General features: G+C 29.5%; 19 protein-coding genes. 18 read left to right on the forward strand and 1 reads right to left on the reverse strand.

The window, feature by feature from the left end; genetic code table 11:
• Window positions 1-178 precede the first annotated feature (178 nt).
• The 7 genes from mnmE to IF125_RS10985 all read left to right on the forward strand — a co-directional run bounded on the left by mnmE (window position 179) and on the right by IF125_RS10985 (window position 7,131).
• Window positions 179-1,576, forward strand: coding sequence for a tRNA uridine-5-carboxymethylaminomethyl(34) synthesis GTPase MnmE (gene mnmE / locus IF125_RS10955; RefSeq protein WP_225542502.1), 1,398 nt, complete (start codon window positions 179-181; stop codon window positions 1,574-1,576).
• Window positions 1,577-1,760: 184 nt separating this feature from the next.
• The gene (locus tag IF125_RS10960; RefSeq protein ID WP_225542503.1) at window positions 1,761-2,894 is read left to right on the forward strand and encodes a site-specific integrase; all 1,134 of its coding nucleotides are present in this window, start codon (window positions 1,761-1,763) and stop codon (window positions 2,892-2,894) included.
• Window positions 2,891-3,691, forward strand: coding sequence for a hypothetical protein (locus tag IF125_RS10965; RefSeq protein WP_225542504.1), 801 nt, complete (start codon window positions 2,891-2,893; stop codon window positions 3,689-3,691). Before IF125_RS10960 ends, IF125_RS10965 begins: the two co-directional genes overlap by 4 nt.
• 78 nt (window positions 3,692-3,769) lie before the next feature.
• Window positions 3,770-4,048 (forward strand): helix-turn-helix transcriptional regulator, encoded by a 279-nt coding sequence (locus IF125_RS10970; RefSeq protein WP_225542505.1) that lies wholly within the window; start codon window positions 3,770-3,772, stop codon window positions 4,046-4,048.
• Window positions 4,049-4,171: 123 nt separating this feature from the next.
• Window positions 4,172-5,326 carry a virulence-associated E family protein gene (locus IF125_RS10975; RefSeq protein ID WP_225542506.1) on the forward strand — a complete coding sequence of 385 codons (1,155 nt, stop codon included), beginning with the start codon at window positions 4,172-4,174 and terminating at the stop codon, window positions 5,324-5,326.
• Between the two features lie 220 nt (window positions 5,327-5,546).
• Complete coding sequence (locus IF125_RS10980) at window positions 5,547-6,401, forward strand: toprim domain-containing protein (RefSeq protein ID WP_225542507.1); 855 nt, start codon at window positions 5,547-5,549, stop codon at window positions 6,399-6,401.
• Between the two features lie 193 nt (window positions 6,402-6,594).
• Window positions 6,595-7,131 (forward strand): hypothetical protein, encoded by a 537-nt coding sequence (locus IF125_RS10985; protein ID WP_225542508.1) that lies wholly within the window; start codon window positions 6,595-6,597, stop codon window positions 7,129-7,131.
• A 7-nt stretch (window positions 7,132-7,138) separates the two neighbouring features.
• Here IF125_RS10985 and IF125_RS10990 read toward each other — a convergent pair whose 3' ends face one another.
• A complete protein-coding gene (locus IF125_RS10990) occupies window positions 7,139-7,708 on the reverse strand; it encodes a hypothetical protein (RefSeq protein WP_225542509.1) in 570 nt (189 codons plus the stop codon).
• Between the two features lie 205 nt (window positions 7,709-7,913).
• On the opposite strand from IF125_RS10990, the gene IF125_RS10995 reads away from it, so the two are divergent.
• The 11 genes from IF125_RS10995 (at window position 7,914) to IF125_RS11045 (ending at window position 21,990) form a co-directional block, all read left to right on the forward strand.
• The gene (locus IF125_RS10995; RefSeq protein ID WP_225542510.1) at window positions 7,914-8,498 is read left to right on the forward strand and encodes an SOS response-associated peptidase; all 585 of its coding nucleotides are present in this window, start codon (window positions 7,914-7,916) and stop codon (window positions 8,496-8,498) included.
• A 58-nt stretch (window positions 8,499-8,556) separates the two neighbouring features.
• Window positions 8,557-9,822, forward strand: a complete 1,266-nt coding sequence (locus tag IF125_RS11000; protein WP_225542511.1) for a Y-family DNA polymerase — start codon at window positions 8,557-8,559, stop codon at window positions 9,820-9,822.
• Complete coding sequence (locus tag IF125_RS11005; RefSeq protein ID WP_180906606.1) at window positions 9,823-10,281, forward strand: LexA family protein; 459 nt, start codon at window positions 9,823-9,825, stop codon at window positions 10,279-10,281. It abuts the gene before it with no gap.
• A 65-nt stretch (window positions 10,282-10,346) separates the two neighbouring features.
• On the forward strand, window positions 10,347-10,796 hold the full coding sequence (locus IF125_RS11010; RefSeq protein ID WP_225542512.1) for a hypothetical protein: 450 nt from the start codon (window positions 10,347-10,349) through the stop codon (window positions 10,794-10,796).
• A 340-nt stretch (window positions 10,797-11,136) separates the two neighbouring features.
• Window positions 11,137-13,503, forward strand: a complete 2,367-nt coding sequence (hsdR, locus tag IF125_RS11015) for an EcoAI/FtnUII family type I restriction enzme subunit R (protein ID WP_225542513.1) — start codon at window positions 11,137-11,139, stop codon at window positions 13,501-13,503.
• Window positions 13,503-14,708, forward strand: a complete 1,206-nt coding sequence (locus tag IF125_RS11020) for a PDDEXK-like family protein (RefSeq protein WP_188319947.1) — start codon at window positions 13,503-13,505, stop codon at window positions 14,706-14,708. Before hsdR ends, IF125_RS11020 begins: the two co-directional genes overlap by 1 nt.
• A gap of 5 nt (window positions 14,709-14,713) precedes the next feature.
• Window positions 14,714-15,268 (forward strand): hypothetical protein, encoded by a 555-nt coding sequence (locus tag IF125_RS11025; protein WP_225542514.1) that lies wholly within the window; start codon window positions 14,714-14,716, stop codon window positions 15,266-15,268.
• Between the two features lie 24 nt (window positions 15,269-15,292).
• The gene (locus IF125_RS11030) at window positions 15,293-16,738 is read left to right on the forward strand and encodes a class I SAM-dependent DNA methyltransferase (RefSeq protein ID WP_225542515.1); all 1,446 of its coding nucleotides are present in this window, start codon (window positions 15,293-15,295) and stop codon (window positions 16,736-16,738) included.
• Window positions 16,738-18,219, forward strand: coding sequence for a restriction endonuclease subunit S (locus IF125_RS11035; protein WP_225542516.1), 1,482 nt, complete (start codon window positions 16,738-16,740; stop codon window positions 18,217-18,219). Before IF125_RS11030 ends, IF125_RS11035 begins: the two co-directional genes overlap by 1 nt.
• A 15-nt stretch (window positions 18,220-18,234) precedes the next feature.
• Window positions 18,235-18,672 carry a hypothetical protein gene (locus tag IF125_RS11040; protein WP_225542517.1) on the forward strand — a complete coding sequence of 146 codons (438 nt, stop codon included), beginning with the start codon at window positions 18,235-18,237 and terminating at the stop codon, window positions 18,670-18,672.
• A gap of 57 nt (window positions 18,673-18,729) precedes the next feature.
• Window positions 18,730-21,990, forward strand: a complete 3,261-nt coding sequence (locus IF125_RS11045) for a DEAD/DEAH box helicase (protein WP_225542518.1) — start codon at window positions 18,730-18,732, stop codon at window positions 21,988-21,990.
• Window positions 21,991-22,016 lie beyond the last annotated feature (26 nt).

Below are 22,016 nucleotides of genomic sequence, written 5' to 3' on the forward strand. Positions count from 1 at the left end.
AAATATCATAAGAAAATATTAACATAAATAAATGTTAACACCATTAAAAACACTCTAATATATTGTTTTTTTTATAACGTTAACACTTATTTAAAATGATTTAAAAATCATATTTTAACTTTTTATTAAGATTTGTCAAATAATTTCATCTCTCCCAATAAAATTGTAAATTTGCAATATGCTAAACAACGATACAATTTGTGCATTGGCAACAGCCAATGGAATGGGCGCTATAGCGGTTATTCGTATTTCTGGACCAGAAGCAATTTCTAAAGTTGCTCAGATTTATCAATCAAAATTTAATGCTACTAAATCTTTGAATGAAGCTTCTTCTCATACTATACATTTGGGTTATGTGATGGACGGCGATACCATTGTTGATGAAGCGCTATTTTCTATTTTCAAAAATCCGCATTCTTATACGGGTGAAGATGTTGTCGAAATTTCGACACATGGCTCAATTTATATCCAACAAAAAGTATTAGAACTATTAAATAAAATTGGCATTCGTAATGCCAATCCAGGAGAATATACATTCCGCGCTTTTTGGAACGGCAAAATGGATTTAACACAAGCAGAAGCTGTAGCCGATTTGATTGCTTCAGACTCGAAAGCATCACACGAAATTGCCATCAAACAAATGCGTGGTGGTTTCTCGAATCAAATCAAAGATTTGAGAGAACAGATGATCAACTTTGCTGCTTTGATGGAATTGGAGTTGGATTTTTCTGAAGAAGACGTCGAATTTGCAGATCGATCGCAATTTTATAATTTATTAAACCAATTACAATCGATTCTTAAACGTTTAGCTGATTCTTTTTCATTTGGAAATGTGATTAAAAATGGAGTTCCTGTTGCTATTGTCGGAGCACCCAATGCAGGTAAATCTACTTTGTTGAATGCTTTATTAAACGAAGAACGTGCCATTGTTTCGGACATTGAAGGAACAACACGAGATACAATCGAGGAAACTATTTATATTGACGGTGTTGGATTTCGTTTCATTGATACCGCAGGGATTCGTGAAGCTGGTGACAGTATCGAACGTATTGGAATAGAAAAAACATTTGAAAAAATTGACAATGCAACAATTATCATTTATTTGTATGACGCGAATATTACAGCAGATAACCAAATTGCCAATCAATTAGATGATTTGCAACGACGTGGTAAAATCTTGTTTAATGTAGCGAATAAAATTGATGTAAACAATAACGAATCATCCATTTCTGATGCTATCAAACAGGAGTTTAAAGATGTTGTACATTTAGAAATATCGGCAAAAGACCACTACAATATCGAGGCTTTAAAAGAAAATTTGATCCATCAAATCAAATTAAAAGGAAGCAATCAAGATGACACGATTGTAACCAATTCGCGTCACTTAGAAGCACTGCAAAATACGCTTTCACAAATCGGCAAAATAAAACAAGGTATGGACATGGGACTTCCTGGCGATTTATTAGCCATGGACATTCGTGAAGCTTTAACTTATTTAGGTCATATTACAGGAGAAATAGATGTTGACCAAGATATTCTTGGGACGATATTTGGCAAGTTTTGTATCGGGAAATAAATCGGATAATAACGGATAATAAAAACCTAACAACTACTTAATATAATGATTGTTAGGTTTTTTGTTTTTATATTTGGTGGTAGTTAAAAGGATGTTGTTATTCCTTTTCTTACACCAATTGTACACCAATTATTTTAATTTTTAAATTTTGATGTACAAATGTACACCATCAAATATAATCGTTATGAAAATCACGCTCAAACAAAGAAAAATTTCAGAAAATAAAATTACGCTTTATCTCGAATATTATAAAGGATCTACAACTACTGTAGAAGGGAAGAGAAAACATCTCCGAGAATTTGAGTATTTAAAACTATATATTAATCCTAATCCAACTAATGCTGATGAAAAGAAAAAAAATAAAGAAAATCTTGAATTAGCAGAAAATATATTAGCCATTCGAAAAACAGAATTTCTACAAGGTAAGTTTGGTATGGTAGATAGAGAAAAAGCGAATATTACACTTTATGAATATTTTGATCTATTAAAAGAACATCGATCATCGTATTTATCGAATTATGGAACTTGGAAATCTGTAAAACGTTACATCGATCAATACTTCCATCCTTCTACTACTCTTTCAGAAATAACCATAGATTCTATAAATGGTTTTAAAAGGTTTTTAGACGTTGATGCAAAAACCAAACATGGTACACCTTTAAAACATGGTTCAAAATATTCTTATTTCAACAGATTTAGAGCGACTATCAAACAAGCTTACGAAGAAGGTTATATCACAAATCATAAACTTTTAAAAATAAAACCTTTCGAAGAAAAAGAATCTCAACGCGAATATTTAACTTTTGAAGAACTTCAAAGTCTAGCTGTTACCGATTGTAAATATGAAGTCGTAAAACGTGCATTTCTTTTTAGCTGTTTAACAGGTTTAAGATGGAGTGATGTTTTCAAACTAACTTGGAATGAAGTGCGTGATGAAAATGATGAACATCGAATCTTTTTTACTCAACAAAAAACTGATGATTTAGAATATATGTACATTAGTAAACAAGCACGAGAACTTCTCGGTGAACGAAACTATGCGAATCTAAGAGTCTTTGTTAATCTAAACTATGGTACAGGAACTAATACTGAAATATTACGTTGGTGCATGAAAGCAGGAATTACAAAACATATTACGTTTCATTGTGCTCGACATACAGCTGCAACCCTATTATTAGAAGCTGGAGCAGATTTATACACCGTTATGAAAGTCTTAGGACATAAAGATATTCGTACAACACAGATTTACGCTAAAATCGTTGACAAAAGATTAAAAGAAGCATCAAACTTATTACCAACTTTAAATTTAGAATTATGATAAAAATTATTCTATTGTCAGTAATTGCTGTTATAATTATTACAACTTTTATTATTTATTATAAATTTATCTTTGATAAAAAAATAAGAAATTTTATAGAAGAAGGTAAATTTCATTTTACTCAAAAAAATGAAAGAATTAAACTATTTCATTTTCTACTTTTTTTAATTACAAATTCTGTATTTATAATATTACTTATAAAGAATACTGGGTTGAATAAATTAGATATAATATTATTTTTGATAGTTAATATCTCATTTCTAATAGTTTCATGGTGGATTAATATTAAATTCCCACTAGAACATAATCAAATTAATATTGATGAAATTGGTAATTCAAAAATATTAAAAGCAACTCAGACAAACATACAACTAGAAAAACATTATAATATTTTAAATACTGAAAATAACGTTAAAACAAATCGGAATAGTAAAACTTCAAATAACTTAAAAGAAAAATGTAAAGTTATTTTTACTGACGAACAATTGAAAAAAATTTACAATTTCTTCGTTGACAATGACCTTTTAGCAGAAAATAATCTAGAATTAAAAGACTTCAAAGATTTATTTTTAAAAAAGCCTATTAGACTAAAAGCAGATGTACCTACATTAAGAGAATTCTACAACAATTTAAAAATCCAAAAAAATGTATCCTTCAATAAAATTAATGATGATTTCTTAATTTATTTCATAAACTCTAATGATAATAATATATATAATTATAAACAGTTTGGAAATCATAAGAATACGATTTCAAAATTAAGTGATGAAATTATTGAACTCTTTAATAAATTTTAATGGTAAACCATTTTTTCCACTTTTTCCACTTTTCGGTTAGTGTAGTTTTGCTGGTATAATCATAAAAACATTATACCAATGGACAATTTAATTTTAGAAAAATTATTAAGTATAGAAACTCTATTACTTGATAAAAAGAAGGTATTAAACCCTGATGAATTAGCAAATTATACAGGCTATTCTAAATCGACAATTTATAAAATGGTTCAAGGAAATATTATTCCTTTTTCCAAACCTAATGGGAAGCATCTATTTTTTGACAAAGAAGAAATAGATGAATGGTTATTATCTAATAAATCGAAAAGTAAACTTCAATTACAAAACGAAGCTTCAAAATATGCAAACAGTAGAAAATAAAAAGTGATTATTCCCCAATAATCACTTCAAATATCATTAACAAAGTTTTTTGCTTTGTCTTTTTAAATCATAGGTCAAAGATAAGCAAAAAACTTATAATTCAGATTATAAATCATTTAGTTTATGAAAAAAGACCAAAAGTCGTTACGTTCTGTATTCGACCAGCTTGAGTCATATCTTAGTCCCAGATATGATATTAGATTTAATAGCATTAGTCTCCTTTATGAATCATCAGTTTATGGAGAATATAATTACAATGAATTGAATCTAGAACGTCTGTATGTTGAAATCGAAAGAAATGATATTCGAGTTTCTTTTGACAAGCTTTTAATCTATTTAAAAGCTACAAGTAATCATTACAATCCTATCAAAAACTACTTCCATAACCTTTTACCTATATGGGATGGGAAAGATTACATTGGAGATTTGGTATCAAAAATTGTAGTAAATGAACATCAAGAGTTTTTTAATCAACAATTCAGAAAGTTTCTTGTTCGCACTATCCTCTGTGCTTGTGAAAAGAAAATAGTTAACAAAAACGCAATAATATTTTACAGTCCCAAACAAAATATTGGTAAGAGTACTTTTATTCGATACTTATGCCCTCCTATTTTGGAAGATTATATAGCAGAGAACATCAGTAACGATAAAGACTCTATTATCAAAATAGCCAAATGCTTGATTATCAATTTAGATGAAATGCAAAATTTTATGTCCAAAGATATAGAATTTACCAAATCACTAATTTCAAAAGATAGCATTAATGAGCGATTACCTTATGGTAGAAAATCGGAAAGAATTGAACGTATTGCTTCTTTTTTAGGCTCTACCAATCAAATTGGGATACTAAAAGATAATAGTAATGTAAGATGGTTGGTTTTTGAGATTGATTTTATTGACTTTTCATATTCTAATATTGACATTAATATGGTTTGGTCACAAGCTTATCATTTAGCCTATAAAGACAATAATTTTGATCCCTTTCTAACAAATGATGAATTAAACTATAATGACGATAAAAACAATAAGTTCAGAGCTTATTCTCGAGAAGAGGAAGAGATTATATCTTTTGTAGATCATAGTGAGAATGAAAATGATTTTTTGACTGTTACTGAACTTTCTTTTGAATTAAGAAAAGTATTTGTAAATAAGCACCCAGTTGTGCTTGGAAAACTTTTAAACAATATAGGATATAAACAACTTAGAATTGGAGAAGAAAGAACAAAAAAATACAAAATAAAATTATCAGAATATTACTACGAATTTATGAAGAATTAAAAAAACTACCCGTTCAACCCGTTCTACTTATTCAAAGCCTCTGTTTAAAGGATTTAATTATGGGTAAGTTATATCATTTTACTTATTCATACTTATTCAAAATATATTTTACGGATAAGTCTGAACGGGTATGAACTAGTAGAAAAAATAGTCTTAAACTTAGTAATAGAAAGGTTTGAACGGGTAGAACGGGTTAATTTAAAAATTAAACTTAGAAAAAATGAACTTAAACGACATAAATAAACTTGATTTAGAACAAATTTTAACAAACAATTATTTGTTAAAATCTATAAAAAAATTAGATAAGTCAATATGGGTAATCTCACCATTTAGACCAAACGAATCAACTCCATCTTTCCATATATCTAAAAATTATAAATATGACATCTGGTTCGACCATGGAAACGGATTAGGAGGAAAAAATGTAGATTTTTTCATTCACTATTTGAAAACTGATATTAAAGGAGTTTTAAAATACTTCAACGAAAATTCTTTTTCTTTTCAACAGCAAAAAATTTCTAATGATATATTACCTCCAAAAAATAATTATAGTGTCTTAGAATTAAAAAAAATTACTTCATTTCCTTTAATTCAATATTTAGAAGAGAGAAAACTCCCTTTAGAAATTGTAAATCGATATTGTAAAGAAATTCATTATAAACTAAATCAGAAAACATATTACGCAATTGCATTTCCGAACAATGAAAATGGATATGAAATTCGAAATAAATATGTCAAAATGTGTTTAGTAAAAAAAGATATTTCATTGATAAAAAATAATCAAGAGCAATTAAAAGTTTTTGAAAGTTGGAGTGATTTTATTAGTTACCTTTTTTTATTTCCGAAGGACGAATTTCTTTACGATTTTTTGATTTTAAATTCAATTGCTTTGCTTCGAAAAAATATAGAATTGATAAATAAATATGATTCTATTCAGACTTATTTTGACCACGATGATGCTGGAAAATCTGCAACAATTTTCTTAGAAACTGAATTAAAAACTAAAGTAAAAGATGATTCATATTTTTATAAAAACTATAAAGATTTAAACGAATTCATAATTTTTGAAAAATAGCCAAAAATTAGAATTTTTAGTAAAATTAGGAAATAGCAAGCAGTAATCGCGGGTAACCGATTTGAATTACATATTTCCTTAATTTTCAGTTTATTATAAAACAAAAGTAGTATTTGCAAATGCTTTAAAATACTACTTTACAATATAACACATTAAATATCAATAGTATTAACAATGTTAACAAAGTAGTAAAATGAAAAATAAGTTAGTTACTTTTAAATTAGATGAATCAATAAGAGACCATGCTATTAAGATGAAAAGGTTATATGATTATCCAACTTATGATGATCTTTTTCAAGATATTTTTAAGTTTTTTATTGACAACGAAACTTCTCCAAGAGATGCAAATATTTCTTTGCACAGACAAATTTTTGAACTCAAAAGAACAATATCAAAAATTCATTGTGAGTTTATAAATAAACGATTAAATCCTACACTTTTTGAAATAAAAACTCAATATATTAACACCAATAAAACGATGATTGAGATGATTAATCAAACCAATTCTAATACACATAAAGTGATAGAAATTGCAGAAAGTTTAAGTGTTGTACCGCAAAAAGAAGCTCCTCAAAATAATATTAATTTTGAGGATATAAAATCTAAAATATTTGAATTAGATAAAGCAAAAAAGAGCAAATTTAACGGAGAAAAAAATGTTGTAGAAATTGATTTAGTTGAATATAATCGATTAATGGATCAGCTAAAATTAAAACTAAATAATTTTTAAAATCGTGTTAAAGAAAATTAGAATACTCAACTGATTTATTCAAAAAGTATTCTAATTTTTTATCATATTCTTCTTTATAAATATGATCATTTTCTATGAGAACATCATAAATATCTTGAAAATAAAAGTAGAAAAACATATTAATTCTATAATCTTGTTTATTGTAATTTAAGAAATTTTCAAAGTCTTTAAATGTATAAGCAACCAACGAATCGAAATTTAGAGAATTACGAATTAATAAATATTCTGTAATCGTCATTAATTTAGGAGATTTTACAATCAAATATATAATTGCTGTTTTGATTGAAGTGTTATCAATTAATAAAAATTCATTGATTTTATCAAGTAGATATTGGTTATTAACTCCAATATCATTGGTTTTTTGATACAGTTTTACTTCGTTTACAAAATCAGGATTGAGTTTAATATAATTTAGTTTTTCTAAAGATTGATCTTTTTCTTCAAACAAAATACGATTGAAAATAAGATGAATAACTTGTAAAGGACTTTTACCTTGTTCAGATAATTTTTGTAGATATTCCATAAATAAAGATGGCGTGGAACTATGTACAATCATTAACTGAGGTTTGCGACAACCTAAAAGACCTGAAAGACCTAGCCCACGCCATATATAGACATGGGCGTAAGTCTATCGCTAATCGGTCTTTTTAAATGAAGGTCGCAATTTCAGTTAAAACCATAACGATAGCTTACGCGTACGTAATTACTATTTTAATGATGTAAAGATAGAAAATGATTACCTTTATTCCAAAGTAGATGCTATGTGTTTTCATGTAAAAGTTACCAAAACAAAAGAACAGATTGAAAAGAAATCGAGGTTGAAATTCAAACCTGAGGTAAGATTTACGCCAAATCCTCATTTCAAAGGTTTTGATCATCCGAAATTACCTGTGATAACCAATCAACAAGATTTTATTCATTTGTTGGAATGGGGTTTAGTTCCGCATTGGGCTGGAAATGATTTTAATTCGAATAATACACTAAACGCACGAATTGAAACTATTGATGAAAAACCATCTTTTCGAGATGCTTACACCAATCGTTGTGTGATATTGGTTGATGGTTTTTATGAATGGCGACACGAAGGCAAAGATAAAATCAAATATGATATCGGAATCAACAATAATTTGATGTGTTTAGCAGGATTGTATTCAGATGATACGTTTACGATTGTTACGACTGAAGCTGTCGGCATTATGGATTATATCCACAATACTAAACATCGTATGCCAGTAGTCCTAAATGATGGTGAAAATTTAATGAATTGGCTTAATTGTAAACCTATTGTACCATTTACAGATTTCAGCTATCAACGGGAAGATGGACAAGTGAGTTTATTTGAATAATATTTAACACTTTTCGACGACACCTTGTAGCGCTTTATTTGCTCAACTTTGTAACATTATGTATGCTTTAGTTGACTGCAATAATTTTTACGCTTCGTGCGAACGAGTATTCAATCCGACGTTGAACGGAAAGCCTGTAGTAGTGCTTTCTAACAACGATGGTTGTGTGATTGCGCGTTCTAATGAAGCCAAAGATTTAGGGATCCCAATGGGTGCTCCTGCTTTTGAATACGAGAATAATTTCAGAATAAATAAAATTAATGTATTCTCATCAAACTATGCCTTATATGCGGATATGAGTAATCGCGTGATGATGATTTTAAAATCGTATTGTCCTGATATAGAAATTTATTCGATTGATGAATCTTTTCTTCTTTTCAAAGGCTTTGATAACTATGATTTGGTAAAGTACGCCCAAGAAATTAAACAAAAAATATATACCATTACCAAAATCCCTGTTTGTATTGGTATCGCTCCAACTAAGGCTTTAGCTAAAGTGGCGAATCGAATAGCAAAGAAATTTCCTAAACATCATAACGGAGTTTATATGATTGATTCGAAAGAGAAAATGGTTAAAGCCTTAAAATGGTTAAAATGTGAGGATATCTGGGGAATTGGGCGACGTTTAGCTAAACGTTTAGCTTTTGTTGGTTGTAAAAATGCCTATGATTTTACATTATTGAATGATGAATACATCAAACGAAATTTCTCCATCGTCGAATTGCGTTTGAAAAAGGAATTATTAGGCGAAAGCATCTTAAAATTAGATGAAGTTCAACGCAAAAAATCAATTGCCACTACTCGAAGTTTTGAGAAAACAATCAATGATTATGAAAATCTGAAAGAGCGTGTTTCTACATTTGCTGTTTCTTGTGCCGAAAAGCTTAGAAAAGAACAATCAAAATGCAACATTATTACTGTTTTTGTGATGACCAATCGTTTTGATGAAAAACAATCTTTTGTTTCAAATTCTTTAAGTACAACCTTAGATTTTGATTCGAATTCGAGCATTGTTTTGTCCAAATCTGCTTTATTTTTATTGGATAAATTGGTGCCTACCGAAGGCAAAGTTCCTGATTATAAAAAAGCTGGCGTTATCGTTTCGGCTATTACGCCCGATAATCAAGCACAAATGAATTTATTTCACGAAGATTCTCCAAAACATAAAGCGTTGATGAGTGTAATGGATCAATTGAATGCGAATTATGGCGATCATATGCTTAAATTAGCTTCTCAAGATGTGCGTAGAAAATGGAAAATGAAGCAAGAACGTTTGTCACCTTGCTACACAACAAAATTTACAGATATTTTAAATGTTTATTAAATGGTACATTTTATTCAAGTTCCGAAATTCTCAGAAGAGTTAATCAATATCCCTATCAAAACAGATGGTGAAAAACGATTTGTTCAATTTTTTGGTGATGTTTCGGCTGGTTTCCCCTCTCCTGCTGCTGATTTTGTACAAAATAATATAAGTTTAGATGAAATTTTACTGAATCATCCCGAAGCAACTTATCTTAATCGTGTGGGTGGTGAAAGTATGTATCCTGAATATCTGAAAGGTGATTTACTTATCATTCGATCTGATATCGAACCAAGACATCATGATGATATTGTGGTATCGGTCAACAATTCCGAATATACCTTCAAACGTTATGATGCCATCAACAAACAATTGATTTCTCTAAATCCGAAATACAAAAATTGTATTCAATTACAAGATGAAGATGTGGTCATTATTTTGGGTGTTGTAACTGATTTGGTAAGACATAAGAGGAAATAAATCATTTCTAATGTTTTATTTATAATTTATTACATTTTATCTAACTTTAATAAAATCTCAAAATAATGGAAAGAAATTTTTATATTATAAATATGCATAAAATACTTTATCTGGCAAGAAATTTACATGAAAAAGGTTACAATAATTTGAGAGTTATTCCGTCATTGTCATCGTCAGGAATGTATTGGAGATGTATATTTCTAGTAGATGTTAATGGAAAAAGAAACAATCTTAATATAACAAATTGGATTCAAAAATTTTATGATGTTAATCTTAAAGAAATAGATCTTGATGAATTAACGAGATTATTTATATCAGAAGAAAAAGAATTTCTAAAAAATGCTAAAGGCGAAAATAATCAATATGTTGAATGGTTTAAAAATGTACTTGAAAAAGTAAAAAAAGATGAGTTACCATATGCTTTTTCAGATTTTTATTCATCAACTCATTATTGGAAAACTTCAATCGGAAATAAAATCAAAATTATTCCTAGAGAAGAAAAGTATAATTTTTAAACTAATAAATCAACTTCTAAAAATTCATTGCAACGATAAAATCCAATGATGATTCAGTTTTTCAATAGTATCTGAATCAAAATCAGAACACGTACAAAACGTGACATCAGCATAAACTTGGCACATCAATTTAAGTTTTGATAAATATACTTTTTTCTTTCAAGAGCAATTATCTCTTACTACTATTTCATTACCTTTTTATTATCATCACGTCATATATTGTCGCCATAACTTCCTGTCTTTGAAATAATGATACAAATACGGTTTCACGTAAGGAAATGTCCGTTGTTATTACTTTATTAGCATTTTAACATTTTGTATATTTACACAAACACAAATTATGGACAAACGTAAATTCTCAGAACAAGATATAAGTACAAAATTCATCACTCCAGCTATTGAATCTGCTGGCTGGGATAGAATGAAGCAATATGTTGAACAAAAGACTTTTACTGATGGAAGAATTCATATACGTGGTAACTTAACTACTAGAGGTAAAAAGAAAAGAGCAGATTATATACTTTATTATAAACCAAACATACCAATTGGTATAATTGAAGTGAAGGAAAACAACCATTCAGTTGGTGCAGGAATGCAACAAGGTTTGGAATATGCTGAAATTTTAAATTTACCATTTATCTTTTCTACAAATGGTGATCGGTTTTTATTTCATGACAAAACTAATCTAAATCAAATTGAAACTGAATTAGAATTAAACGAATTTCCATCTCCTGAAGAATTATGGAGTAAATACCTAAAATATAAAGGAATTGAAACAGAATCCGCAAAAGAAATTGTAGAACAAGATTATTTTTTTGATGGTTCAGGAAAAACTCCTCGTTATTACCAACAGAATGCTATAAATAGTACACTTGAAGCAATTGCTAGAGGGCAAAATCGTATTCTTTTAGTTATGGCAACAGGAACAGGAAAAACGTACACAGCCTTTCAAATTGCACATCGTTTATGGAAATCTAAAGCCAAAAAAAGAATTTTATTTTTAGCAGATAGAAATTCCTTAATCGATCAAACTAAACGTGGCGATTTTAAACATTTCAAAGATAAAATGACTATAGTTCAGAAAAGACAAGTCGATAAATCATATGAAGTTTATTTAGCAATTTATCAAGGATTAACTGGAAATGAAGAAGAAAAAAACATCTTCAAACAATTCAGTCCCGAATTTTTTGATTTAATCATTATTGATGAGTGTCATCGTGGAAGTGCAAAGGAAGAATCTGCATGGAGAGAAGTATTAACATATTTTGGTTCTGCAACTCAAATTGGTTTAACTGCTACACCAAAAGAAACAGAAGAAGTCAGCAATGAAGAATATTTCGGAGAGCCTATATATACTTATTCATTAAAACAAGGTATTTCGGATGGTTTTTTAGCGCCTTATCAAGTCATTAGAATAAGTTTAGATATTGATTTAGAAGGTTGGAGACCTAACGATGGAAAAACGGATAAGGAAGGTAATATCATAGAAGATAGAATCTACAACCGTAAAGATTTTGATCGTACAATGGTAGTAGATGAACGTACTGAAATTGTCGCTCAAAAAGTAACCGAATTCTTAAAAAATACAAATCGTTATAACAAAACCATCATTTTTTGCCGAGATATAGATCATGCTGAACGAATGAGAACTGCAATTGCAAATCTAAATACTGATTTAGTTGCTAAAAATCACAAATACGTAATGCGAATTACGGGTGATAATGATGAAGGAAAACGTGAATTAGACAACTTCATAGATCCTGAACAAACTTATCCTGTAATTGCTACAACTTCAGAATTGATGACTACTGGTGTTGATGCACAAACTTGTAAAGTAATTGTCTTAGATACTGAAATAGGTTCTATGACAAAGTTTAAACAAATTGTTGGTCGTGGAACTCGGGTTAATGAAGAATTTGGAAAATTGTACTTTACTATTTTAGACTTCAGAAATGCAACGGATTTATTTGCTGACCCAGCATTTGATGGTGATCCCGTACGTATAAAAGTTGTAGGAGATGACGAACCTATTGATGACACTTTTGGAGACGATGACAATCCTGACATTTCTAATCCTGATAACTCAATTAATGATCCACAACCACCATATATTCATCAACCTTTTACAGAAAAAAAGGAAAAACCTAAAAAAATCTATATCAATGGTGTAGATGTAAGTGTATTAAATCAACGTGAATTGTATTTTGATAACAACGGAAAACCAATTACAATTGGATTAAAAGATTATACCAAACAAATGATTAAGGAGCGTTATCATTCTATGGATAGCTTCTTAAAAACTTGGAGTGAAACCGATCGTAAAGAGGCAATTATTAAAGAATTACAAGAACAAGGAATTCCTATTCATGATTTATTAGAAGCGGTAAACAAAGAATGTGATTTGTTTGATATCATTTGTCACGTAGCTTTTGATCAACCTCCTTTAACACGAAAAGAACGTGCTAATAATGTGAAAAAACGTAATTATTTTACGAAATACGGTGATAAAGCAGCTAAAGTAATCGATGCTTTAATTGATAAATATGCGGATGAAGGTATTGAGAATATAGAATCAATGGAAGTTTTGAAAATAAATCCTATTTCTGATTACGGTTCTCCGATGGAAATCGTTAAATCTTTTGGCGGAAGAATACAATATCAACAAGCAATTAAAGAATTAGAAAACGAAATTTATAGTATAGCATAATGGCTGATTTATCAAAAGAAAAAGTAAACCAACTCTATTCAGAATTATTAATTGATCCTAATTTTGAAAGATTAGAATTACTTCGTAATCAACCTAATATTTTTGAAATTTTGGGCGTTAGTCATTATGAAATTAGACATTCTCATTTTCTAGCTTGGATATTTAATCCAAATGGTAATCATGGAATTGGAGATTATTTTTTGAAGCGTTTTTTAATTCAAATTATCCAAGATTCTCGAGTAAATCTGATGGAATTTAGTCAATTTAAAAAATTAGACGTTTTATCAACTCACCAATTATTACAAGAAAATCTCATTATTCATCGTGAAAAACACAATATTGATATTTTAATTGAATTTGATTCGACTATTATTGTTATTGAAAATAAAATTCATTCAGGAGAAGGAAATGATCAGCTTCAACGTTATAAAGATATTGTAGTAAAAAACTATTCAAACAAAAAACCGATTTTTGTTTATTTGACAAAGTTTGGAGAGGAGGCTTCCCTTAAAAATTATTTTATTGAGGTTTCTTATCAAGAACATATTCTGCTTTATTTAAATGATTTGGTCGAATACAAAAGTGATACAATTCAAGATCACGTTTTAACTTATATCAAAGACTACATTGATAATCTCAACAAAAACATTATGAAACAAGATCCTGCCAATATTTTAGCTGAAAAATTATATCGTCAACATCAAGATTTATTCGATTTTATAATTGCAAATAGACCAGATTCTATTGCCATAATTAGAGAAAAAATGAATGAACTATTAGTTAAAGATAAATTTGTTTTAGGTTCTGATCACAAACATTTTTCAAGATTTTTACCACATGAAATTAATTCTATCGTTCCTAGGACACCTAATAATAAAGGATGGAAAGAAGGAGAATTATTTTTATGGGAGTTAAGATATCCTACTAATAGTGAAAAAATAGAATTTAAAATTGCTATAAACCCTACATATATTAATAAATTCCAATTTATTGAGGAATTATTTGAAAAAGCAAATTTAACTCTTTATAAACGATTTAATGATAATTGGGCAGTTTACGAAAGTAAATATTATCCTATCGAATATTCTTTAATCCATGAAGAAGGTTATATTGAAATTGTTTATCAACAAATTATGGAAGAACAAAGACCTAAAATTGATAAGTTATCTCAAATCATTTTAGCTAACCAAACAATTTTTAAATAGAAACTATGTCTTTCGATATAAAACAAACGACAAAAGATTATATAGAACATATTAATCGGTTAAATGACAAATTAATCTCTTATGCAGATACAATAAAATTTGATGTTATTGATTTAAAGGATTCAATCAAAAGTGGCAAGCTTCCTTTGAACATTGGTAAACTAGAAAACTGCATTTATTTTATCCAACTTAATAATTTGAGAAATGGAGATGTTGAAATGATTTATGATCATATCTCTAAGTTAAAAGTCGATGATAAAAGCACTAAATATCCGAAAGTAAATAAGAAAAATATAGCTGACACTAACAATATTTTGTATGTCGGAAAATCAAAAGAAAAATTACAAAGTAGATTTAATTCTCATTTAAAACCAACTCCTAAAGGAACTTATGGTTTGCATTTGGAAAATTGGCATGAGCAATTTAAACACATTGAGTTTAAACTGTATTATGCTCCAGTAGATTTAATTGAAGAAGATAAAGACACTGATATTTTAGAAATCCTAGAATCAGGACTACATTTACACACCAGACCACTTTTAGGAAGAAGTGGTCATTAATAATTAATAAAAGAATAAATACAAATGAGCATATCAGGAATTTTAGAAAGCATTAGAAAGATCATGCGACAAGACAACGGACTAAACGGTGATGCACAACGTTTGGAGCAGTTGGGATGGATGCTTTTCCTAAAAATCTTTTCAGATAAAGACCAAGAATTAGAATTATTATACGACGATTATACCTCGCCAATACCAACCGAATATCGTTGGGAAAATTGGGCAGGTGACGACGAAGGCATTACAGGTGATGAATTATTAGAATTTATCGATCAAAAATTGTTTCCTGCCTTACGCAATATCGACATCAGTACGGGCAACAAACGTGCGGTGATTGTACGCGAAGTGTTTGAGGGCAACAACAATTACATGAAAAAGGGCGTTCATATCCGTCAGGTATTGAACAAACTAAACGAAATAGACTTCAACAGTACCAAAGACAAACACGCTTTCGGAGATATTTACGAATCGTTGCTAAAAGACCTGCAAAACGCAGGGAAATCGGGTGAATTTTATACGCCTCGTGCTATTACGCAGTTTATTACCAAAACCCTGAATCCGCAATTGGGCGAACGTATTTTAGATCCGGCTTGTGGTACAGGTGGTTATTTAACGGCGGCAATTGAGCATATTTACAAGCAAGTAGATTCTGTAGAAGATCGACAAGCCTTGCAAGACAATATCATTGGTTGGGAATACAAACCATTGCCGTATTTGTTGGCTACAACCAATTTGATTTTGCACGATATAGAAGTGCCAAATATTACCTACCGCGATTCTTTGGATCAGCCGTTGACGGAATACAAACAAAAAGACCGTGTAGATGTCATCTTGGCGAATCCGCCTTTTGGTGGTGTGGTATCCAACAACAACGAAAACAACTTTCCACAAAATTACCGTACCAAAGAATCGGCCGATTTGTTCTTGATTCTGATGATTCACTTGCTAAAAGTTGGTGGACGTGCGGGGATTGTATTGCCCGATGGTTCGCTAACGGGCGAAGGCGTAAAACAACGCATCCGCGAAAAGTTACTGAAAGATTGCCGTTTGCACACTATTGTGCGTTTGCCTAACTCAGTGTTTCAGCCCTATGCCACGGTAGCGACCAATTTGTTGTTTTTTGAGAAAGTACACCACAACAACGAAACAGCAGATTATGCTACAAAAGAAGTGTGGTATTACGAACACCGTTTGCCCGAAGGACAAAAAGCTTACAGCAAAACCAAACCGATAAAAGAAGCCGAGTTTGAACCGATTACGGCTTGGTGGAACAACCGTGCCGAAAGCGAAGTGGCTTGGAAAGTGAGCATAGACGAAGTGATAGAGCGCAATTTTGATTTGGACATTAAAAACCCAACCAAACAAGAAGAAGTGATTGAACATTCTTCGGCAGAATTGATGACGCAATTGGCAGATTCTTTAGCGAAAACCAATACCTTATTAGAACAACTAAAACAAGCGATTGGGTAATGGCGAAAGGTAATAGAATACTAAATGAGTTTGAAGATAATATTTGGTTAGATGTTTTTTATAATTCTGTAGGAACATACGTAAATGTTATCAATAAAGATTTATCTGAAATATATAAGCCTGTACCTCTTTCTAAATATATAAAGATTGGTGGTGGTTATGCTTTTAAAACTGCTCAATATAAAAAAGAAGGAATTCCAGTAATTAGAATTTCTGATTTTAATAATGAAAAGATTGATATTTCTAATTGTATTTTTTATGATCAAGATGATTCTCTTTCTAAATATGAGTTAAAAGAAGGAGATATTATTATTTGTTTAACAGGTGGAACTATTGGTAAATTAGGAATTGTACAGGCTGGATTAGGTAAATTATATCTTAATCAGCGTGTTGGACGATTCGATGTTTTAGATGATAATATTTTTGAAAAAGAATATGTTTATTGGATAGCAAGAAGTGTTCAAGATACAATTAAACAATTAGCTTGGGGAGCTGCAATTCCAAATGTGAGTCCAAAACAAATTGAACAATTAAAGTTTTCAATTCCTAATATCGATGAACAAAGAGCAATTATTGAATTTTTAAATGATTTAAAATCAGATTCGATTCAAGATAAAGAATATTTTAATAAAAGTATTGAAAACCATATTCTTGAATTACATCAAATAAATATAAATCTAAAGTTAGCAACTAAAGAAATCACCCACCAATTAGACTTGATTAAAAATCTACGTCAGGCATTTTTGCGCGAGGCGATGCAAGGCCTATTGGTGAGCAATGAAACCAGCGACAACAAAACCGGAGCCGATTTATTAGCCGAGATACAAGCCGAAAAAAACCAATTGGTGAAAGAAAAGAAAATCAAGAAACCAAAACCATTAGCACCGATTACTGATGAAGAAATCCCTTTCGTTATCCCTGAAAATTGGACGTGGTGTAGATTGGGGGAAGTCATTGAATTAAAATCAGGACAAGATTTAACATCAAGTCAATATAATGATAAAGGCATTGGAATTCCGTACATAACAGGAGCAAGCAATTTAGAAAATGAAGAAGTTATTATTAATAGATGGACAGAAACCCCAAAATCGATTGCTGAAAAAGGAGAACTTTTAATTACTTGTAAAGGTACAATTGGTAAAATGACAGTCTTAAAAATTGATAAAGTTCATATAGCAAGACAACTAATGAGTATTAGAGATATTTATTCAATCAATATCATTAATTATATTCAAAATATATTACGCCTTTCAATTAATTCTTTTCAAGAGCGAAGTAAAAGTTTAATACCTGGGATAGATAGAGATATGGTATTGAATGAAATTATTCCACTTCCACCTTTAGAAATTCAAGAACGCATTGTGGTTAAATTGGATGAGTTAATGCGCTATTGCGATGCGTTGGAAGAACAAGTAAAACAAAGCCAACAAACCAACGAGTTGTTGTTGCAACAAGTGTTACGAGACGCGTTGGGGGCTTAAATAATTATAAATATTATGACCAACCAATTACTTAAAAATCTAGAAAATTATCAATTAAAAGGAAGTTTTGTTTTCAATCAAACTTCGATTTTAAGTGAAGTTTGTAATATTCCAAAAATAAATGATCTAGCAGGGCTATATCTGTTTTATGATGGAGATTCGAATGAGTTACTTTATGTCGGTATCAGTGGAAGAACTAGCAAAGAAGGAAATATTGTTTTTAGAAAAGATGGTTTAAGAGGTCGTTTTTTAAAAGGAAAACAATTTGGAGATTTTCGCCGTAATTCTTTACCAAAACAAATGGTTTTAGAAAGTATTAATTCTTTAAAAATTAAATGGTATGGAACATATCATTCAGAGTGTTTTGATCATCCAAGAGTACTAGAAATATCAATACTAAAAGCTTTTCTTGTAAAGAATAACAGGCTTCCAAGATGGAATAAAGAAATTTAATCAAACTCCACTACTGACTAATCATCCAATCAAAATTGCATTTAAATATAATTATTTATGAATCAAATTTTACTTCCTGAATTAAGATTATCTTACTTTAACAAAGTTGGTTTTAAAAATACAATAGAACAAATCGTTTTAGAAAGTGTTAATGTAGATTATTTTTTTCAAAATAGTTATAGAGGTTATGTTGTAATATTAGTAGATGGTAGACGAATTTGTGTTACATCAAATAAAGATTTTGAATCTACTAATTTTGATTATATATTACTATCAAACAAAAAACCAACTGAACAGTCAATTGAAGATGATATTATCTTAAAAAGATGGTTAAAACACCCTCTAAAAAGAGAATATACAAATTCCGAAATTGTTAATTCTTGGGCTCGTAATTTTAATTTTTTAGAAGAAGATATTAATGCAAGAATATATGGATTACGTGAACCTCAAATAGCTGCACTTTATTCAATTTTAAGCCATTTAAAAGTTTCTGATGAAATTGGTACTGTTGTAATGCCTACTGGTACAGGAAAAACAGAAACAATGTTATCTACTTTAATTGCAGGAAAGTTAAATAAAGTAATTATTACAGTTCCATCAGATGCATTAAGAACTCAAATTTCAAATAAATTCTTAAAATTAGGATTATTAAAACAGTTTGGAATTATTAATCCAGGTGTTATAAATCCTAAGGTTGGAATAATTTATCAAAGTTTTCAAAACAACGAAGATTTAATTGAATTTATCGAAAAATCAAATGTCATTGTTACAACAATGAATATTTTGTCAAATTTGCCACCTAATGTGTTAGCTATTCTTAATTCTCATGTCTCAAATGTTTTTATTGATGAAGCACATCATGTTGAAGCAAACTCATGGAAGCGAGTTAGAAAAGCGTTTGACAATAATAAAATTTTACAGTTTACTGCTACTCCTTTTCGTAATGATCAAAAAAGAATTGAAGGAAAAGTTATTTTTAATTTCAGTTTGAAAAAAGCACAGGAACAAGGATATTTCAGACCAATAGATTTTCTACCTATTAGAGAATATGACTTAAATAAAGGTCACAAATTAATTGCACAAAAAGCAGTAGAAAAACTACGTGAAGACTTAGCTAATGGACATACTCATATTTTGATGGCTAGATGTCAAAAAAAAGCTAAAGCATATGAAGTTTTCAAATATTATGAAGAATATGAAGATCTAAAACCTGTCTTAATTCATTCAACTGTATTAAATAAAAAAGAGATTTTACAAAATATTATAAATGGCGAGCATAAAATTATAGTTGCTGTAAATATGCTAGGTGAAGGTTTTGATTTACCCCAACTAAAAATTGCAGCTTTTCATGACATTAGAAAAAGTCTACCAATCACATTGCAATTTGCAGGAAGATTTACAAGAACTTCTATTGATGATAATTTAGGAAACGCAACTTTTATCGCTAATTTGGCAGATTCTGAAACAGAAAATGAGTTAAGTGATTTATATGCACAAGATTCCGATTGGAATGTCTTATTATCAAGATTAAGTTCTGATCAAGTTTCTGAACAAATTGATTTTGAAGAATTCATTAATGGCTTTCAGCATTTAGATAATTCAAAAATTCCTTTTCAAAATATAAAATTTGCTTTAAGTACAGTCATTTATAAAAATTTAAATCCTGATTATTCATACGATTTATTAGATTTTAAAAATGGTATCAAAGATTATGATGAGTTGGAATATAAATTCCATGATTATAATCCTCATGAAAATACAGTTGTAATTATTACAGCCTCTAAATCTGAAGTTGAATGGGTAAATTACAAGGAAGTATTTGGTTTAGATTGGAAGCTTACAATATTATACTATAACGAGGAAAATAACCTTCTTTTTATTCATAGTTCAGATAAGTCTAATTTATATCCTGAAATAGCAAAAGCTGTATTAAATGATAATGCTGAACTTATAAATAAGCTTTTAGTTTATCGTAGTTTCTATGATGTAAAACGTGTTTCATTACAAAACGTTGGATTAAAAGAATTTCTTAATAGAAAAATTCGATTTACAATGCGTGTAGGAACTGATATCCAAGATGCTTTATCCTTAGCTGAACAACAAAGAGGAGAAAAAGCTTTTGTCTTTGGATCTGGCTATGAGGAAGGTGAAAAAATAACTTTAGGATGCTCTTATAAAGGAAGAATATGGAGTTATTTAAGAAATGATTTAAAGGGTTTTGTTAATTGGTGTGATAATATAGGAAATAAACTAGTTGATGAAGGTATAGACCCAAATCAAGTCTTACGAGATACTTTAATTCCTGAAGTTATTTATGAAATTCCTGATGAATATCCAACATATATAGATTGGGATGATAATTTCTATAATTTCCCTGAAGCTAAAATAGAAATAACAATTAATGGAACTTTTAACTCTGCTGAATGTTCAATTGAATTGATTAATATAGATAATCGAGACGCTATCGAGTTTCAAATAACAACGCCTAACGGAGTTACCAAATTAAAGAAAGAATTATATATTGAAACTGATGAACAAGGAAATCAATATCCTAATTTTAGAATAATTTCTTTAGATGGTATTGATTCTGAAATAAAGATAGCTTCTAAAGTTTTTAAAACAACGGAGTATTTTAATAAATTCCCGCCTATAATATGGTTTGCTGATGGTTCTGCACTTCAAGGAAACGAATATGTTCAACTTAAACAGATTATACTACCATATCCAGTCGAAAACTTAATTGATTGGAATTGGGATGGAGTTGACTTAAGTAAAGAAGCCCAAGGGATCTATCCTCTTAAAACTAATTCTATTCAATATAAAGTAATTCAACATTTAATCAATGAAGATTTTGATATTATTTATGATGATGATTATTCAGGAGAAATAGCAGATATTATAACCATAAAAGAACTTGAAAATGAAATAAACATACAGTTTTATCATCTAAAATTTGCAAAAGATGGAAAAGTAAATACAAGGGTTGATAATTTTTATGAAGTATGTGGTCAAGCTCAAAAATCAATTCATTGGAAGCATAAGAAAGGATACGAGTTTTTTCAACACTTATTGAGACGAGTAATAAAAGCTAGAAGGGGAAATGAAAGAAGTCGCATTGAAAAAGGTTCTAAAGAAGATATCGAAAGGTTGTTGACTATTGCTAAAAACAGAAAACCTATGAATTTTGAAATTTTCATCGTTCAACCAAGTTTATCTAAACAAAAAACATCCGATTCTGTAATGACTTTACTTGGTGTAACAGCAAATTATCTAAAAGAAGTTGCTGACATTGATTTGAAGGTAATTGTGAATGAATAAAACTTTCTGAACTCCAAAGCTTGTTG

The organism is Empedobacter stercoris (assembly GCF_020281205.1).
Lineage (GTDB): Bacteria > Bacteroidota > Bacteroidia > Flavobacteriales > Weeksellaceae > Empedobacter > Empedobacter stercoris.

Coding starts and splice junctions, on each gene's coding strand:
- IF125_RS11010 (WP_225542512.1), top strand. CDS start 10,347: ATGGAAAGAAATTTTTATATTATAAATATGCATAAAATACTTTATCTG.
- IF125_RS10965 (WP_225542504.1), top strand. CDS start 2,891: ATGATAAAAATTATTCTATTGTCAGTAATTGCTGTTATAATTATTACA.
- IF125_RS11000 (WP_225542511.1), top strand. CDS start 8,557: ATGTATGCTTTAGTTGACTGCAATAATTTTTACGCTTCGTGCGAACGA.
- IF125_RS10970 (WP_225542505.1), top strand. CDS start 3,770: ATGGACAATTTAATTTTAGAAAAATTATTAAGTATAGAAACTCTATTA.
- mnmE (WP_225542502.1), top strand. CDS start 179: ATGCTAAACAACGATACAATTTGTGCATTGGCAACAGCCAATGGAATG.
- hsdR (WP_225542513.1), top strand. CDS start 11,137: ATGGACAAACGTAAATTCTCAGAACAAGATATAAGTACAAAATTCATC.
- IF125_RS11035 (WP_225542516.1), top strand. CDS start 16,738: ATGGCGAAAGGTAATAGAATACTAAATGAGTTTGAAGATAATATTTGG.
- IF125_RS11045 (WP_225542518.1), top strand. CDS start 18,730: ATGAATCAAATTTTACTTCCTGAATTAAGATTATCTTACTTTAACAAA.
- IF125_RS11025 (WP_225542514.1), top strand. CDS start 14,714: ATGTCTTTCGATATAAAACAAACGACAAAAGATTATATAGAACATATT.
- IF125_RS10985 (WP_225542508.1), top strand. CDS start 6,595: ATGAAAAATAAGTTAGTTACTTTTAAATTAGATGAATCAATAAGAGAC.
- IF125_RS10990 (WP_225542509.1), bottom strand. CDS start 7,708: ATGATTGTACATAGTTCCACGCCATCTTTATTTATGGAATATCTACAA.
- IF125_RS10980 (WP_225542507.1), top strand. CDS start 5,547: ATGAACTTAAACGACATAAATAAACTTGATTTAGAACAAATTTTAACA.
- IF125_RS10960 (WP_225542503.1), top strand. CDS start 1,761: ATGAAAATCACGCTCAAACAAAGAAAAATTTCAGAAAATAAAATTACG.
- IF125_RS10995 (WP_225542510.1), top strand. CDS start 7,914: ATGTGTTTTCATGTAAAAGTTACCAAAACAAAAGAACAGATTGAAAAG.
- IF125_RS10975 (WP_225542506.1), top strand. CDS start 4,172: ATGAAAAAAGACCAAAAGTCGTTACGTTCTGTATTCGACCAGCTTGAG.
- IF125_RS11030 (WP_225542515.1), top strand. CDS start 15,293: ATGAGCATATCAGGAATTTTAGAAAGCATTAGAAAGATCATGCGACAA.
- IF125_RS11040 (WP_225542517.1), top strand. CDS start 18,235: ATGACCAACCAATTACTTAAAAATCTAGAAAATTATCAATTAAAAGGA.
- IF125_RS11005 (WP_180906606.1), top strand. CDS start 9,823: ATGGTACATTTTATTCAAGTTCCGAAATTCTCAGAAGAGTTAATCAAT.
- IF125_RS11020 (WP_188319947.1), top strand. CDS start 13,503: ATGGCTGATTTATCAAAAGAAAAAGTAAACCAACTCTATTCAGAATTA.